Genomic DNA, 15780 nt, shown 5'->3' on the forward strand with positions numbered 1-15780 from the left:
TCCAGCCCGATGATCAGGTCACCTTTCCCAGTGCCCGGCCTGAGTTTGATCAGTCGGGGCTGATTCTGTGGTGCGCGGGCTGTTGACCTGCTGGTTTGGGTGCTGGGGTGGTCACTAAGAACCCCGGGTAATCTGGCCTGGTGGGGACGTTCGTGCGCCGAGTCAAGACTGGGCTCTGGGGCCACGGCGGTGCAGATCGTGCACAAGCGGGGCCGGACCGTGCGGGGTATCGAGCACGTTGGGTCCGCCCACGACGAGGTCGAGTTGGCGCTGCTCATGCAGATGGCGCAGGAACGGATGCATGCTGGTCAGGGCCAGCTGCCCTTGGGTGAGGACCGTCCTGGCGGGAGACCGGTGGCCGGCCCGGCGGTGACCGCGACCCCATCTTTGGTGCTGTGGGAAGCGCTGGAACGTCTCTACGCCGATCTGGGGTTCGATGCCCTGAAGGACCGTACGTTCAAGCAGTTGGTGCTGGGCCGGATCGTGGAGCCCACCTCCAAGGTCGACACCATCCGGGTGCTGGGCGAACTCGGCGTCAAGGCGCCCGGGCAGGCGACGGTCTACCGGTGTCTGTCCCGCGCTGTCGAGCGTGGCTACCGCGACCAGCTGGGGGCCGCCTGCTATGCCCATGCCGCGCCTACCGGACGGCTCGGCGCGGTGCTGTATGACCTGACGACGCTCTTATGCCGACATCGGCATAACAGCGTTTATGCCGACGTCCTGGTTATGCCGATGTTTGGGGCATCGGAGCAGGTCAGCCCTGCTGTGGTGGGGTGAGAGGTCGGCATAAGCAGATGGGTGGAGCCTTCAAGTGTTCTCTACTTGGAGGTGGTTCGAATGCGTCCTGTTCACCCTGGCCCACCGAGGGGCCCACTCACGGGCGCGGCGGTTGCTGATCTTCGTCAGTGGCTGACAGCTCAGCAATATTCACCCGGAACGATTCCCCAGGTCATCAGCGTCGCAGCGTGGTTCAGCAACTGGATGGATGATCACGCCGTCGCGCTTGAGGTTGTTGACGATGAAGTGTTGGGTCAGTTCATCGCTGGTTTCGCCCCGGGCGCTGCGGGTCGCGCGATGGCTGTGTGCCGACTTCCCGTCCTACGTCGCTATCTACTTGATCCTCATAGCCGGCCGCCACGCACGCCACGCTCGGAAGACCTTGGGCCCGTTGGTCAGGAACTGGATGCCTGGGGCCGCTGGCAGCGCGAACAGGGCGGGATCAGCCGGGAAGTCGTCGGAAACCGGCGTCACTGGGTAGGCGGCTTCGTCGCCACGCTGCTGGAAGGCAGCGTGCTGAGGTGGGACACAGTCGGTATCGAGGGCGTCAACGCCTACGTCGCTGAGCGCGGCAAGGGCTACGCGCCGGCATCTTGTTCGCTGCTGGTCAGCGCGATGCGGTGCTTGCTGCGCTGGGCGCTGGTGACCGGTCGGATCGACCGGGACCTGGGCCCTGGCGTGCTGCGGGCGCGGGCCACCCGCGCGACGCTGCCACGTGGCCTGAGCCCGGCACAGTTCGAAGCGCTGCTGGCCGCGACTGACCCGACGACCCCGGTGGGTGCGCGCGACCGAGCCGTGTTGATCACGTTGGCGCGCCTTGGGTTGCGTGCGGGCGAGGCCGCCGGCCTCGTGCTCGATGACATCGACTGGGCCACTGGCCGGCTCAGCGTCATCGGCAAACACCACCGTCGTTTGACCCTTCCCCTGCCCGAGGATGTGGCCCACACGATCATCGCGTGGCTGCGCGTCCGTCCCGCTGCCGCCGGGGACCGGGCCGTGTTCGTCCGTTTACGAGCACCCATCAGCAGGCTGACCAGCGCGGGCATCTCAAGTATCGTCGCGCACGCCGCCCAGCGGGCCGATCTCGGCGTGATGCACGCCCACCGGCTGCGGCATACCGCAGCGACGAACGTTCTCGCCGCTGGAGGGTCTCTGGTCGAGGCTCAAGAGCTGCTCGGCCACGCACACCGCGACAGCACGCGCGTGTACGCACGGACCGACCTGATCTCGCTGCGGACGCTAGCCGTGCCGTTCGGGAGGCTGCCGTGAAGACGCTGCACGCCGAACTCGACGCCTATCTGGACGCACGCCGCGCCCTGGGCTACAAGCTGATCACCAGCGAGTACCTACTCCGGCAGTTCTGCACCTGGCTGGCCACACGCGGCAAGGCTGAGACGTTCACGGTCGATGACGCGGTGGCATGGGCTCGTGAGCCGGTCAACGCGCAACCGGTGTGGTGGACCCAACGGCTCACCGCGGTGCGTCCCTTCGCGGCCTACCTCAATGCCTGCGGTCGGAACGTTCCTCTCGTCCCACGTTCCCTGCTGCCCCGGGCCACCACGCGGGCAACGCCGTTTATCTACTCCCAGGCCGACGTGGACGCCCTGCTCGACGCGTGCCCCGCCGTGTTCGCGAACGTGAGGGTGGCCGCGACGATGCGGGCGATCGTGGGGTTGCTGGTCGCTACCGGGATCCGGATCGGGGAAGCCGTTGCATTGACGGTCCCGGATCTGGACACCGGCAACGACGTCATCCTCGTGCGCGGGAGCAAGACCCCACTAGACCGTCTCGTCCCGCTCGACCCGACCACGACGGCCGTGCTGGTCGACTACCTCGCCATGCCCGAACGCGCAGCCACCCACCCCGACCCTGACGGCCCGGTCTTCGTCACCTACAAAGGCACCGGTTTCGGGATCGAGATGATCGAGCAGTACTTCAAACGGTTGACCCGCGCGGCGGGACTCACGCCTCGTGGCCGGGCCCGGCCACGGCTACACGACCTGCGGCATACCTTCGCCACCGCGCACATGGCCGCCGCGTACCAGGACCGTGGCGACCCTCAACTGACCTTGTCGCTGCTGACGACCTGGCTCGGGCACACCCAGGTGGCGCACACCTACTGGTACCTCAGCGCCACACCGCAACTGATGGCGATGGCCGCCGAACGTCTCCAACCAACTGCCCGGACGGCAGGCGAGTCATGAACACGCTGGCCCTTGCGCTGCAGCAGTACTTCACCAGTTACGCCCAGGCTCAGCGTGACCTGTCGCCCAACACCATCGCGGCCTACCGCGACACCTGGCGCATCCTCATCAAACACCTCACCGAGGTCCTCGGCGTAAACGCCGACGAGATCGACTTCGATGCCCTCACTGCCGAACTCGTAACCGGATTCCTGGACCACCTCGAGCAGGTGCGCGGCAACAGCGTCGCCACCCGAAACGCGCGGTTGACAGCGATCCGAGCGGTCCTCACCCGCGCGCAACCCGACACTCCCGAGCACGCCGGAACGATCACCCGGATCCTGGCGATACCGACGAAACGTCGCGCCAAGCCCATCGTGGAGTTTCTCGACACCGCCGAGACCAATGCCCTGCTGGCCGCACCGGACCGCACCACCTGGACCGGGCTACGAGACCACACCCTGCTCGCTTTAGACATCCAAACCGGACTGCGCATCAGCGAGCTGTGCTCCCTGAGCACGAGCGACATCCACCTGGGCACCGGCGCGCACGTCACCTGCACCGGCAAAGGCCGCCGGCACCGAGCAACCCCGCTAACCGCCGCCACCGCCGCGCTCTTGACCGGCTACCTCGACCAGCGCACGAACAAACCAGGAACCGTGCTCTTCTGCGGCCCCCGCGGACAACAACTCTCCCGCGACGCTGTAGAACACCGCCTTGCCGTGCACCTAGCCACCGCCAGGACACACTGTCCGAGCCTGACCGAGAAGAAGGTCACGATGCACACCCTGCGGCACACCTCTGCGATGAACCTCCTCGCCGCTGGCGTCGATCTCGCCGTGATCTCCCTGTGGCTCGGTCACCAGAACACCCACTCCACCGACGTCTACCTCCACGCAGACATGACGATCAAGCAGACCGCGCTTGACCGGACCCGACCAGCCGACGTCCGACCGGGCGCTTACCACCCCGAACCCGACGTCCTCAGCTGGCTCGCCAGCCTCTGATTATGCCGACCTCTCACCCCACCACAGCAGGGCTGACCTGCTCCGATGCCCCAAACATCGGCATAACCAGGGCGTCGGCATAAACGCTCTATTTCGAGACTCCGAAGGAAGACGCGCTACGCAAGGTCGGCATGTCTAAGGAGCGACGCGTCGACCCGCAAGTGACTGTCGGGCTGCTGTGCGACACAAGCGGTTTCCCGCTGGCTGTGCACCTGTTCGAGGGGAACAAGGCGGAGACAAAGACCCTGATTCCCGTCCTGCAGGAGTTCCAGGAGAGCCACCAGGTCACCGAACTCGTCGTGGTGGCCGATGCGGGGATGCTGTCCGCGGCGAATCTGCTGGCCCTAGAAGATGCCGGGTTGTCGTTCATCGTCGGCTCCCGCGCGGCGAAGACCCCGTACGACCTGGCCACCCACTTCAAGACCAAGGGCAATCACTTCACCGACGGGCAGACCGTGGAGACCACCCGGGCCATGGGTACCGGCAAGGACAAACGCACCCGCCGGGTCGTGTACCACTACTCGTTCAAGCGGTCTAAGAACGATGACCGGGCGATCAACGCGATGGTCAAGAAGGCCGAGGACGTCGCCGCCGGGAAGCGGCCGCTGAAGCGTGACCGGTTCGTGCGGGTCGACGGTGCGACCAAGGGCGTGAACTGGGACCTCGTTGAACGGGCCAGATCGATGACCGGGCTGAAAGGTTATGTCACGAACATCGGCGTCGAGCAGATGGACGGACTCGCCGTGGTGGCCGCTTACCACGACCTGTACCAGGTCGAACGGTCCTTCCGGATGGCCAAGTCCGACCTCAAAGCGCGACCTATTCTTCACCGCACCAAGGACTCGATCGAGGCCCACCTGAGTATCGTGTTCGCCGCCCTGGCGATTTCCCGCGAGGCCCAGCAACGCACCGGCGCCTCGATCAAGAAGATCCTCAATACCCTGCGGCCCCTCCGCTCGGCCGTGATCACCGCTGGCGACTCCACGATCACCGCCGCCCCAGCCATCCCACCAGAGGCCGCCGAGTTGCTAGACCTCCTCAACCCGGGTGGTCACTAAAGTGATCAAACTCAGGCCCGGCACCGTCGGCGAACAGCCTCAAATCCGAGGGCGCTTCACCGTCCTACGGCTGCCAGATGAAAGGACGAGGCTAAGCGGATGCTGATACGTGGGACACGACGTCCGCCACAGCCATGACGTCCCCAATCGAACGGTCCATATCCAGGAGGCTGTTGGCGTGCGCTCGCGCAGAGCGGTCCCCTACCGCCTCCTCGGCGATGATGACGTGCAGGTTGTAGTCGTGCGCAGAACTCGCTGTCTCACGCACACAACCGCTCGTTGAGCAGCCTGCCAGGATCACTGTATCGACTCGTTTCGCGACCAACTGGCTCAGCAAGGTTGTGCCAAAAAAAGCACTTGCGCGTTGCTTCACGATGAGCACTTCATCGTCCCGACGATTGAGCCGAGGGTCGAGATCGACCCACTCAGAATCTTGGACGAGCAGATCGCGCCCCGGGCGCTTCTTGTTGATGACGGCTCCTCTGTCCAGGAGGCCAGGGGCGTATGCCGTAGTGGTGAAGAAGACGGGGACCTCCGCCAGACGGGCTGCGGCTAGTAGCTCCACAGCGTGTTCAACCACGTCGTCCAACGATGCCCCCAGCTGAGAGCGCTCATCTAGCCACGCCCTTGCTAGGTCGATGACGAGTAAGGCCGGCTGGACTCCAAAGCCGACACGGTCACCAAATCCTCGGTCGAGATAGAACTGACGTTCTTCTGCGAACTGATTCAGCACTGAGGTACTCATGACGGGACTCCTGTTCGGAATGATCGACTAGCGAGACGTGACACCGCACCGACAACTGTCGCCGTAATCGCCGTGACCAGAATGGCGAGTACAGCTACGTCGGCCAGACGGCCGTTGTTGAAGAAGTCAACGGCCAGATGCCCTACGACGGAGGTGCCAAGACCCGCCAGGAGAGCGGAAGCGGTCACCTCATTGACCGCGAGGAAGAACACAATCACCCAACCTGCCACGAGCCCCGGCAGCATCTGCGGGAGCACGACACGCACCAACGTACGCAATGGTCCGGCACCGCTAACGTTTGACGCCTCTGACAGCTCCTTGCTCGATTGGCTTACTGCCGATGCCGCGGCAGAGGCTCCCTGAGGCATGAAAGCTACGATATAGGCGAATAGCAGGAGCAGGGGCGTTCCGTACAGGATCAGCGGTGGTCGACTGAAGGTGAACAGAAACGCTGCGCCGATGACTGTGTGCGGGATGGAGGCCGGCATGAATAGGACTCCCTCAACGAGGCGGCCCCCCTTGCCAATGCTGCGGGAAGTGGAGTAGATGAGCACGGCGCTAACAGCCATGACTAGCAGTGCTGCCACCGCGCCAAGGGTGAAGCTGTTCAGGAGCGACTCTTGGGTGAGCGGGTTAGTCAGGACGCTGCGATAGGTGTCCAGTGTGAACGTCGACGGATCCAGCACGCTGGCTCGGTATGGTTGCAGCGATCCGATCACTAGACCGATGAGTGGCAGGATCACCGCGCAAACGTAAGCGATGATGAAGAGCCGGAGCACCCATCGCCACTTTCCCAGACGCACGACAGCGTTGGAGGACCTCTTGCCGGCGATTGTGCTGCGGTGGACGGAGCGGGCGACTCTCATCTGAAGGACCACTGCGACTTGGATGACCAGAAGCATCATCACGCCGAGCGTGATCGCGACATCCTCCTGAGGAGGGTAGACCGAGAATAGGCGGTAGATGTACACCGGTAGGGTGGTGATACCTGCGCTCGTTCCGATAATCAGCGGATATGTGAAGGCACCCACCGCCATGATCCCAACGACTAGGGAGCCACTTGCTAAAGCAGGCCGTATAACCGGGAGGGTCACTCGACGAAGCGTCCGCAGGTGGCCCGCTCCGAACACGCGTGACGCCTCGTCGAGCGCGGGGTCGACGTTGCGGAAAGCTGCGCTGATGACCAGATACGCCAACGGAGCGAGGTTGATGGAGCTGACTAGGATGAGACCCGGAAAGTTGGCGACCGACACGGGGCCCTCGTTACCAGCAATCCCGAGGAGCTGGCGCAAAATAGCGTTGAAGACGCCCGCTCGCTCGTCGAACAACAGCACGTAGCCGAGAGCGCTGCCAATGGGTGGGATCAGCAGGGGAATCAACGGAAGCACACCGGCTAACCAGTTGATGCGCGCGTCAGTTCGCTCGTTGATCCAAGCTAGGAGACCGCCAATGCTGGTGGCGACGACGAGCGTGCCGACGGTGTAGACGATGGTATTCCACACCACTCGCCCGATGCCCTCGCTGTTGAGTACGGCACGCACGGGTTCGAGAGTGAACGCCCCTTCCTGGTAGAAACTGGCGATGACCATGCGGCCGATCGGATAGACGATCAGTGCCACGACGACGAGCAGAAGCACGCCGAGCAACCAGGGCATGAACTTACGAACTAGGCCGTGGCCAGCGCGCACGGTAGAGACGGCGGGCAATTTTGCAGCAGAAGTAATCTCGGTCATCGGTGCTCTTCCCGTATTGACGCGTTGAGGGTTTTGAGCAGCTCAGGCTCCGATATTGAGTAGCTCGAGAAAGCGCGGCAAGCTCTCAAGCGCTTCCTCCGGCGAAGGGTCCACCAAGGTGTCCGGCATCGGTAGCGATCCTTTTATCTTGTCCGGTCCGTAGAAGGAAACGCCTACACCATCGTTAACGAGCTGCTGGCCCTCCTCGCTCAGAATATAGGATATCCATTGCTCGGCTGCCTCGGGGTTCGGGCCAGAGTTCACCATTCCTGAGTAGAAGTACAGCATGTGGGTTGGCGACGGAGCTCGCGGGATCGTCGCTATAGGCGCCTTCGTCTCGACGAAAGGCAGCAGGTTCATGTCGAGGCCGGGGAAGGCGATCGATCCGCCGCCTGCCGCGACGGTCTCGGTGGCAGCCGGAGCATTCGGGGTTAGTCGAACCTCTTGCTTCGCTAGTTCTGTGAAGAATTCGTCGCCGTACGCAGAGTGGATCATCAGGAACAGTCGGCCCTGGGACGTCTGGTTGTTCCGAGGATCTGCCATGAGGATCTCGCCCTTGAACCGGCTGTCGAGCAGGTCCCCCCAGCCCGTCGGCACCTCGTCTTCGGCGACGGCGTCTGTGTTGTAGAGGATCGTCTCCGGCGATTGACTGAACAAGATGCGCTTCTCTTGGGGGTCCCACTCTGCGGGGATGGCGTTGTAGTTCTCCACAGTGGTGAGGTCGCGGAGCATGTCCTGCGCCACGAGGTCCCGGAAGACCAGCGGGTCACCAAGGGTGATGATGTCGGCTGTATGCTGCCCGGCACGCTGCTCCTCCATAAACCGCTGCGCGAGGGCTCCGGTGGCTAGCCGCAGGGACTCCACCGGTATCCCGGTCTTCGCAGTAAATCCCGCGGCGAGCCTCTCCTGAACGGGAGGCACCGTCGTGGCGTAGACGACCAGCCTGCTGCTACCGCCACCATCGTCGGAGGAGCCGCCGGTCGTGGATGAGGAGTCACCTCCGCAACCTGCCAGCCCCCCCAAGATGCCTGCACCCGCAAGTGCACTCAGGCCTTGGAGAACCTGCCGTCGATCGAATGTCAACCCTGCACCGGGCACGGCGAATTTGTCTGCCATGGAGTACTCCTGTCCATCGTTTTGGGGTGTTCTCCCTGGGGGCCGCGGCGTCTACTATGTGAGTTGCCGTCTTCCCATGTAGCACGACGCTAGAAGCAAAGAGTACGCAAAGTCAAGGGTTTCAATCGATCTGCAGATTACGCCGCACGCGGCGGTGGCCCACAGCCCAGCCGGTTCGGGAGAGGTTGTTGACTCGACCGAGGAGGCGTGCTTGGATCTACCCACCCGCACACTGGTCTCCTTACGTAGATGAGCGAGTCTAGGTGGTACCGACTGGTCTGCGCCGAAGCGTGGCAGGTGACGTCGCTTGCCGCAGTCACGCCTGCCGGCCTCGGTAGGCCCGTTCTGAAAGGTGATGGTGCTGATGAACAGGCAGATCCAGGTCCATGAGGAGGTTACGGGAGCCGAAGTAGAGAGGGAACAAGCGGTACGCATACGCGCTCGGGACGTCCGCAAGACTTACAGCAGTCAGCGTGGTGGTGAGGTCGTGGCACTCGATGGCGTCTCCCTCGACATCAAGGCTGGTCAGATGGCCGTTCTCCTGGGCCCCAGCGGCTGTGGCAAGACGACACTGCTTCGTTCTATCGCGGGCCTTGAGCAGCCCCAGGGTGGCGACATTGAGATCGATGGAACGCTTGTCTACTCCGCTTCCCGCAAGACCTGGATCCCGCCCGAGCGCCGGCAGCTGAGCATGGTCTTCCAGTCGTATGCACTGTGGCCCCATATGACGGTGTTCGAGAACGTTGCCTTCCCACTGAGGTCGCGGCGGACGCCTAAGGACCGCATTCGAGGCAAGGTTCTGCATGTGCTCGAGGCGGTCGGCCTGTCCGGCTACGAGCAGCGACACCCATCCCAGCTCTCCGGTGGACAACAGCAGCGCGTGGCGCTGGCGCGTGCGATCGTTGCCGATGTCGGTGTCGTCCTATTCGACGAGCCGCTCTCAAACGTCGACGCCAAAGTGCGTGAGCAGGTCAGAAACGAGATCGTTGCGCTTCAGTCCACGTTCGGCTTCGCGGGCTTGTACGTGACGCACGACCAGGTGGAGGCCGGTGCACTGGCGGAGGTGCTGGTGGTGATGGACCACGGTCGCATCGAGCAGACGGGCCGACCCCAAGAGCTGTATGACGCGCCGGCATCCAGGTATGTCGCCAACTTTATGGGCACGATCTCTGAGATTTCTGGGAGCGTGTCCGGCATCAACGCTTCAGGGGTTGTAACCCTTCAGACGGCACTTGGACCAATAAGCGGCACAGCTAGCGCCAGTTTGGCTGTCGGTTCGGAGGTCGTTGCCGCTTTCCGCCCAGAGCGCGCACTGCTCAGCTATGACGAGCCGGGTGATACAGCGAACGTCTGGCGCTGTGCCGTCAAACACAAGATGTTCATGGGGTCCTACATGGAAGTGCTCCTGGACATCATGTTCGGCGACGAGAGGTGCGGTGCGACCGTGACCGCGCCCCGGGGGTCGGGCTTCCGCGAAGGTAGTGAGGCGTGGATCCATGTGCCAGTGGAGTCGATGTTGGTACTGAATCCCTGACTGTCGTATCTTGTCAAGGGGAGGATAGGGACGCGTGGGAGGCCTGCCCTGGTGCTCCAGGGGTCTCCCAGCGGCGTGCGATATGACGCGCGTAGTGCTCGAGGGTGGTGCGGACGACGCACTCGTGTTTCCGCCGTACCTCAGCCCGCACTGTGACGAGACGCTGTTCGACTACTACGCTGCTATTGTGGCAGTTGCTGGCCAGGGACTCGATCTCATCATCTATCAACGCGGTGGCAGAGAATTGCCTACTGAAACCCTGTGTCGGCTCGCCGCCTCGACAACGTCATCAGGCTAAAGGACGGGAACGGGATAGTCGACGTGATGCAGCCTGCGGTGGCGCACCTCAATGTGGGCGGCCAGCGCACCCGCGTTCCGAGCAGATTTTGCCTTCTGTGGCTGTCAGGCAGTAACCACGTTCCGAAGTGGTTCTCCCCTCAGGAGTGCATTGAGGTTCGCTTCGATGAGGGCCGGCGCATCCACCGGCCTGCCTCCTGCGGCGTGGGGCGAAATGATGACGTTCGGCAGATCCCATAGCTGGGAACCCTGGGGGAGTGGCTCGGCGTGGAACACGTCGAGCGCTGCGCCCGCGATATGCCCCTGCTGTAAAGCAGAGGCTAGCGCCTCTTCGTCCACGGTCGTCCCACGCCCAACGTTGACGACCAAGGATCTGCTCGGCAACAGGCACAGGGTCTTCGCGTTGAGTGCCATCTTCGTCTCCTCTATACCTGGGAGAATCATGATGAGCACATCTGTGATTGGGAGGAGATGCGGCAGTTCGTCCGAGGTGACCACGCGGTAGCCGGCACGTGTGCCGGCCGACCGTGCTACTCCGGTTACTTCTGCACCAAGTGCTTCAAGATGAGGAGCGAGCGTAGTAGCGATGCCTCCAAAGCCCCAGATCGTGACCTTCGCGCCACGCAGCGATAGGACTTCATCTACTCGGTTCGCCTGACTCCGCCCCCCGAGCTCAGCCGGCCATCGACGACCGATCTGTGCGCGGACCATCTCGTTAATTCGACGAGTTGCGGCCAACGTCAAGGCAAGAGCATGCTCGGCCACTGTGACATCGTGCAAGCCTCTACCGCTCGTGACGATGACTCCAGGTCGAAATCCTGCTTGGAGGACTGCGTCGGGACCTGCGGCAAGCGCCTGAACCCAGCGAAGCTGCGTGAGGTCCCGAGCGAAGTCCTGCAGTTGATGCCTGGTGTTGCCCCACGCCACAAGGAACTCCGCGTTCCAGTGCTCGTCCGGCAACTGCCGGATGCAGGCATATCGGACGGGTGTGACGTCCGCGGGCAGAGCGAGGTTCAGCTCGATACTGTCTGGAAGTAGGATCTTCATAGGTGTCAGTATTTCACATATGTAGATGTTATTGAGCGCGGGGAGGCGGGCCTGTGGACCAGCCCCTCGGTGGGGACCTGGTCGATGAGGACGAAGCAGTGCCGGCACCAGCCACTCTCCGGCGCTATGGACCCGGTGGGACCTCGCAGCCACAGGGTGTCCGGCAGCCTGGCGGGGGCAGTGCCGCACGCCGGACGGTGGCCCCGAGGGCTGTATGCCGAGGCGCAGGCCAGTCAGCAGCCGCACGTGGCGCTCGGGCTAGGCCGTGCTCCCGGAGAGCTCCCGCAGGGTGGCGAGGGTGAGGGCCGCGGCGTCGGTGTGTGCGGTCAGCCGGCGCTGGAGCGCGATGATCCGTCGTCGTGGAGTCGGGTCAGTGAGGGGCCGCGCGACGATCCCGTCGGGCACCCGCCGGGCGGCCAGGGCCGGCAGGGCCGTGACGCCGAGGCGCGCGGCCACCAGCCCGATCGCTGCCTGGTGGTCGTCGCACCGAGCGGCAAAGCGTGGTTGGAAACCGGCCGCCTGACACGCATCGGTGAGGATGCGCAACGTCGGGCTGTCATACACGACGTTGTCGATCCAGGTCTCTTCGGCCAGCTCGGCGAGCCGCACCTGTCCGGACTGTGCCAGGGGGTGGCCGTCAGGCAGTAGCACGACGTAGGGGTCCATCCCGAGGTCGTGGCGGATCAACCCCTCGGGCGCCGCGCTGTTCGGCGGGCGTTCGGTCCGTGACGGGCTGACAGGAGGCGTGCCGATAGCTGGCTCGACGAGCTCAGAGCGCACGTCCAGATCGGGAGGACGTCTGCCCCGGCCGCCGTGCGGCTCGCTGATGCTCACCTCGAGCGTCACCCCCGGCAGCTCGCGCCGCAGTCGGTCGGCGATCTCCGGCACCCACGCCTGCGCGACCGAAGCGAAGCAGGCGATGCTCAGGTGCTCGGTGTGCCCGTCGCGCAGGTCGGCCACGACGTGGTCCAGCCGGCCCAGGGAGGCGATGACCTCACCGCCCTCCTCCGCCAGCCGCAGGCCGGCAGCGGTCGGCTGGAGCCCCCGACCCACGCGCGTCGTCAGGACCAGGCGGGTCTCCCGCTGGAGAAGTTTGACGTGCTGGCTGACGGTCGAGGGGGTGTAGCCCAGGTGCCGGGCGGCGGCGTGGATGGAACCGCTGGCGACCACGGCCTGCCAGACCCGCAGCCGCTGCACATCGATCATCACCCAATCATATGTGACAGACGAACAATTGTGCGGTGATTGGTGCTTGTGGGCTGACGGTCCGCGGCCGCACTCTGGAGAGGTGCACCACTCCCTGCTGATCGTGCGGCACTCCACGCCGCGAGCATCATGACCTGGCCTCTGCTGGGCGGGCTGATCTCGGTCAGTCTAATCCTGGCTCTCACGCCCGGTCCGGACACCCTGCTCACGCTGCGCTGCGGTGCCCGGTCGACCGTGGCGGGATTCCGCTACGCAGCCGGTGCCGCCACGGGGATCGTGGTGTGGTCGCTCTTTGCCCTGACGGGGCTGCGGCTGGCGCTGGACCGCTGGCCGCAGCTGCTCCCCGCGGTCACCGCCGTGGGCGGTGTCCTCATCCTGGCGCTGGGGCTGGCTGCCCTGCGCAACGGGCTGCGCCACCACGCCGTTGGGGCACCGCTGACACCGCCCAGGCGCCCGGCGGTCGTCGGGCTCGCCAGCAGCCTGACCAACCCGAAGACGGGCCTGATCTTCCTCGCGGCCTTCCCGCGGGTCCTGCCCGATGACCTGACGCTCAGCTCGGCCGTGGTCGTCCCGGCGATCGCGGCGGGAAGCGTGGGCCTCTGGTTGGCGCTGCTGGCCTCGGTCGCCGGTCGCGGGAGGGTCGGTCGCGTGCTCACCGGCCCGTCGTTCGAGGTGGTGTCGGGGTTGGTGCTCGCCGGCATGGGGGCGCTGGCTGTCTATGAGGGGCTCGCGCACGGGGCCATCGCGTAGGCCACACTCATCGTCGCGAGAGGCGGGCCGGCCGTCGTGACAGGCGGGCAGCCAGGGCCCCGGCTCCCGCCATGCCGGCCAGGGCGCGCCCGGCGGAGACGCCGGCCACCTGCCAGTCGATCGCGGTCTGCCCGACCAGCTCGTTGGGGATCACGGTGATGACGAAGAGGTACGTGCCCCACGCGGCCAGTGCCCCCGTCCCGATGAAGGCGACCACGACGACCGCCCGGGCTGCGCGTCCACGCAGGTCGGGATGCTGGAGCGCCAGGAGTGCCGCCGCAGCGGTGCAGGCCACCGCCAGGTCGAGCAGGCGGGTGCCCAGCGGCAGCGTGCGGAGGGTCATGTGCCCGACCATCGAGACCACGATGAGAGTCGCGACCCCGACCAGCACCCGACGGGCGAACGGGGTGAGGGCCGGCAGCTGCTGCCCTCCCCAGCGCTGGTGGGCGTAGATCGCAAAGGCCCCCAGCAGGCCGATGCCCAGGCCAGCGAACCCGGCATAGACCACGGGATACACCCAGGCGTCCAGGGGCGGGAGCTCCTCGGTCGGCGGCTGGGACGGCGCCACGGCCTGGACGACCAGGGCCAGTGGCAGCGACACCAGGATCTGACCGAGCAGGCCCGCGCCGATCCACATCGGCGGCAGCACGAGCCACGCCGGCGCGCGGAGCCCGCGGCGGGTGAGGAAGACGACCGCGAGCACCAGCGCCACGACGTCCAGGGCCAGGGTGAGGGAGTTGAGGATCTGCATGGCGGTGCTGCGCCCGAACTCCGGGTCGTTCAGCCCGGTCCGCGACCCGGAGAGCCAGGCCACCTTGAGGGCCAGGTAGGGCAGCGTCGCCAGGGCGGCGAACCCAGCCAGCGCGCGCCGGGGCCTGCCGACCGGTGGCAGAGCAGGACGGTCGGGAAGGCCACCGGGGGAGCGGGTGTCGTTGGCTGGGTGTGGTGTCCGTGTCTGTTCCATGACTCCACGGTCCAGCCGGTATGCCGTGTCGCACCTCCCGCACACGGGGGTTCCTGGTCCCTCGGAAGGGGGAGGAGCAGGGGACGGCCGACTGACAGACTGACGGGCATGATCGGGCGCTGGACGAAGGGGCTGCTGCACCTGCTCGTGGGCGGTGCCTGCGCAGCCCTGGTGGCGTGGCTGACCTTCGGCTTCAGCATGACCATCGTGAACACGCAAGGACCGGTGCGTCTGGTGATGGCAGCCCTGGTCGTGCTTGCGGGGGTCATCGTCGCCGCACTCCTGCTCGCCTCACCGGTCCGCGCCGCGGAGGTGGGGCTGGCGAGCACCCTGCTCGAGGTGCCGCTGGCTGCGCCGGCCGACCAGTCGTCGTGGGAGTCGCGTCGGCGCGGACTGCTGTGGGCCGTGCTCGTCATCCTGCTGGGCGGCGCCTCGCTGCTGGCGCTGCTCTGGTGCGTGCCGCAGGGGCTCTGGATGCTGGTGGCGGCCGTCGACGACGGAGTCGCCGGGTCACTGCCCGAGCTGCTCAGGTCCGTCCCCGGCATCGGCCTGGGAGCGATGGGCCTGGGGCTGGTGCTCGTGGGGATCTTCGGCCAGGTCGCCCTGGTCGCCCTCCTGCGATGGCTGGCCCCACGGGTGCTGGGGCCCACCTCCACCGACAGGCTGCTGCGGGCCGAGGAGGAGCACGCCCGCCTGCTGCGCTCGCACGAGCTGGCCCGGGAGCTGCATGACTCGATCGGGCACGCGCTGACGGCGATCGGGGTGCAGGCCGAGGCGGGGTCGCGGGTCGCGGCCCACGATCCAGCCTTTGCCCAGCGAGCACTGGAGCAGATCGCCGAAACCACACGGTCGGCGGTGAGCGAGCTCGACGGGGTGCTCGGCTCGCTCCGCCGCGGTGCCGACCCGCCGCCGAGCGCGGCTGAGGATGGGCGGAGGGCCCCCGACGCCGTCCAGGCCCTGCCCGGCCTCGGGTCGGTCATCGCCCTGCTCGGCGACCTAGGGCCTCGAGGGCAGGGGACGATCAGCTGCCAGGAGGCCTCGGGTGAGGTTGACGAGGGGGCCGCGCACACGGCATACCGCGTGGTGCAGGAGGCCCTGACCAACCTGCACCGGCACGGGACCGGCGAGGGGCGCGGTCAGGTTCGGGTGGAGAATGGGCAGATCATGATCCTGCTGGAGAACCCCGTCCGGAGCGCGGCGACGGCACGCTCGGGCGGCCACGGCCTGGTCGGGATGCGCGAGCGCCTGGCGCTGGCGGGCGGGAGCCTCGCCGCCGGGCCGGTCAGTCTGGACGGGCAGGCGTGGTGGCGGCTGGAGGCCACGCTGCCGGCGAGGTCCTCCCGATGACCACGGAGGCCAGGCG

14 protein-coding genes and 1 pseudogene are annotated in these 15780 nt (G+C 65.8%); 9 read left to right on the forward strand and 6 right to left on the reverse strand.

Annotated elements, in window-relative coordinates; genetic code table 11:
* The first annotated feature begins 189 nt into the window (after positions 1–189).
* From DPQ65_RS06190 to DPQ65_RS06210, 5 genes and pseudogenes are all read left to right on the forward strand, one after another.
* The gene (locus DPQ65_RS06190) at positions 190–777 is read left to right on the forward strand and encodes a hypothetical protein (RefSeq protein WP_114906519.1); all 588 of its coding nucleotides are present in this window, start codon (positions 190–192) and stop codon (positions 775–777) included.
* A gap of 204 nt (positions 778–981) precedes the next feature.
* A complete protein-coding gene (locus DPQ65_RS06195) occupies positions 982–2046 on the forward strand; it encodes a tyrosine-type recombinase/integrase (RefSeq protein WP_162802050.1) in 1065 nt (354 codons plus the stop codon).
* Positions 2043–2981 (forward strand): tyrosine-type recombinase/integrase, encoded by a 939-nt coding sequence (locus DPQ65_RS06200; protein ID WP_114906521.1) that lies wholly within the window; start codon positions 2043–2045, stop codon positions 2979–2981. Before DPQ65_RS06195 ends, DPQ65_RS06200 begins: the two co-directional genes overlap by 4 nt.
* A complete protein-coding gene (locus DPQ65_RS06205; protein WP_114906522.1) occupies positions 2978–3967 on the forward strand; it encodes a tyrosine-type recombinase/integrase in 990 nt (329 codons plus the stop codon). The genes DPQ65_RS06200 and DPQ65_RS06205 overlap by 4 nt, the downstream gene beginning before the upstream one ends.
* 83 nt (positions 3968–4050) lie before the next feature.
* A pseudogene (locus DPQ65_RS06210) lies at positions 4051–5025 on the forward strand (IS1634 family transposase); the annotation flags it as partial.
* A 91-nt stretch (positions 5026–5116) separates the two neighbouring features.
* Here DPQ65_RS06210 and DPQ65_RS06215 read toward each other — a convergent pair.
* The 3 genes from DPQ65_RS06215 to DPQ65_RS06225 are packed head-to-tail and all read right to left on the reverse strand — an operon-like array spanning position 5117 to position 8619.
* Positions 5117–5770 carry an isochorismatase family protein gene (locus DPQ65_RS06215; protein WP_114906523.1) on the reverse strand — a complete coding sequence of 218 codons (654 nt, stop codon included), beginning with the start codon at positions 5768–5770 and terminating at the stop codon, positions 5117–5119.
* Positions 5767–7503 carry an ABC transporter permease gene (locus tag DPQ65_RS06220; protein ID WP_114906524.1) on the reverse strand — a complete coding sequence of 579 codons (1737 nt, stop codon included), beginning with the start codon at positions 7501–7503 and terminating at the stop codon, positions 5767–5769. Before DPQ65_RS06220 ends, DPQ65_RS06215 begins: the two co-directional genes overlap by 4 nt.
* A gap of 42 nt (positions 7504–7545) precedes the next feature.
* Positions 7546–8619, reverse strand: a complete 1074-nt coding sequence (locus DPQ65_RS06225; RefSeq protein WP_114906525.1) for an ABC transporter substrate-binding protein — start codon at positions 8617–8619, stop codon at positions 7546–7548.
* A 364-nt stretch (positions 8620–8983) separates the two neighbouring features.
* On the opposite strand from DPQ65_RS06225, the gene DPQ65_RS06230 reads away from it, so the two are divergent.
* Both DPQ65_RS06230 and DPQ65_RS16455 read left to right on the forward strand, forming a co-directional pair.
* Positions 8984–10153 (forward strand): ABC transporter ATP-binding protein, encoded by a 1170-nt coding sequence (locus DPQ65_RS06230; protein WP_162802051.1) that lies wholly within the window; start codon positions 8984–8986, stop codon positions 10151–10153.
* Positions 10154–10235: 82 nt separating this feature from the next.
* Positions 10236–10451, forward strand: coding sequence for a dihydrodipicolinate synthase family protein (locus DPQ65_RS16455; protein WP_114906527.1), 216 nt, complete (start codon positions 10236–10238; stop codon positions 10449–10451).
* Positions 10452–10555: 104 nt separating this feature from the next.
* Here DPQ65_RS16455 and DPQ65_RS06240 read toward each other — a convergent pair whose 3' ends face one another.
* A complete protein-coding gene (locus DPQ65_RS06240) occupies positions 10556–11497 on the reverse strand; it encodes an NAD(P)-dependent oxidoreductase (RefSeq protein WP_114906528.1) in 942 nt (313 codons plus the stop codon).
* A gap of 258 nt (positions 11498–11755) precedes the next feature.
* The gene (locus DPQ65_RS06245; protein ID WP_114906529.1) at positions 11756–12703 is read right to left on the reverse strand and encodes a LysR family transcriptional regulator; all 948 of its coding nucleotides are present in this window, start codon (positions 12701–12703) and stop codon (positions 11756–11758) included.
* Between the two features lie 129 nt (positions 12704–12832).
* Here DPQ65_RS06245 and DPQ65_RS06250 point away from each other — a divergent pair, with 129 nt between their 5' ends.
* On the forward strand, positions 12833–13453 hold the full coding sequence (locus DPQ65_RS06250; RefSeq protein ID WP_114906530.1) for a LysE family translocator: 621 nt from the start codon (positions 12833–12835) through the stop codon (positions 13451–13453).
* A 7-nt stretch (positions 13454–13460) separates the two neighbouring features.
* Here DPQ65_RS06250 and DPQ65_RS15540 read toward each other — a convergent pair whose 3' ends face one another.
* Entirely contained in the window at positions 13461–14417 is a 957-nt protein-coding gene (locus DPQ65_RS15540; RefSeq protein WP_162802052.1) for a hypothetical protein, read from the reverse strand.
* A gap of 108 nt (positions 14418–14525) precedes the next feature.
* On the opposite strand from DPQ65_RS15540, the gene DPQ65_RS15545 reads away from it, so the two are divergent.
* Positions 14526–15764 (forward strand): sensor histidine kinase, encoded by a 1239-nt coding sequence (locus DPQ65_RS15545; protein WP_162802053.1) that lies wholly within the window; start codon positions 14526–14528, stop codon positions 15762–15764.
* Positions 15765–15780: the final 16 nt, after the last annotated feature.

This window comes from Ornithinimicrobium murale (assembly GCF_003352835.1).
Taxonomy (GTDB): Bacteria; Actinomycetota; Actinomycetes; order Actinomycetales; family Dermatophilaceae; genus Ornithinicoccus; species Ornithinicoccus muralis.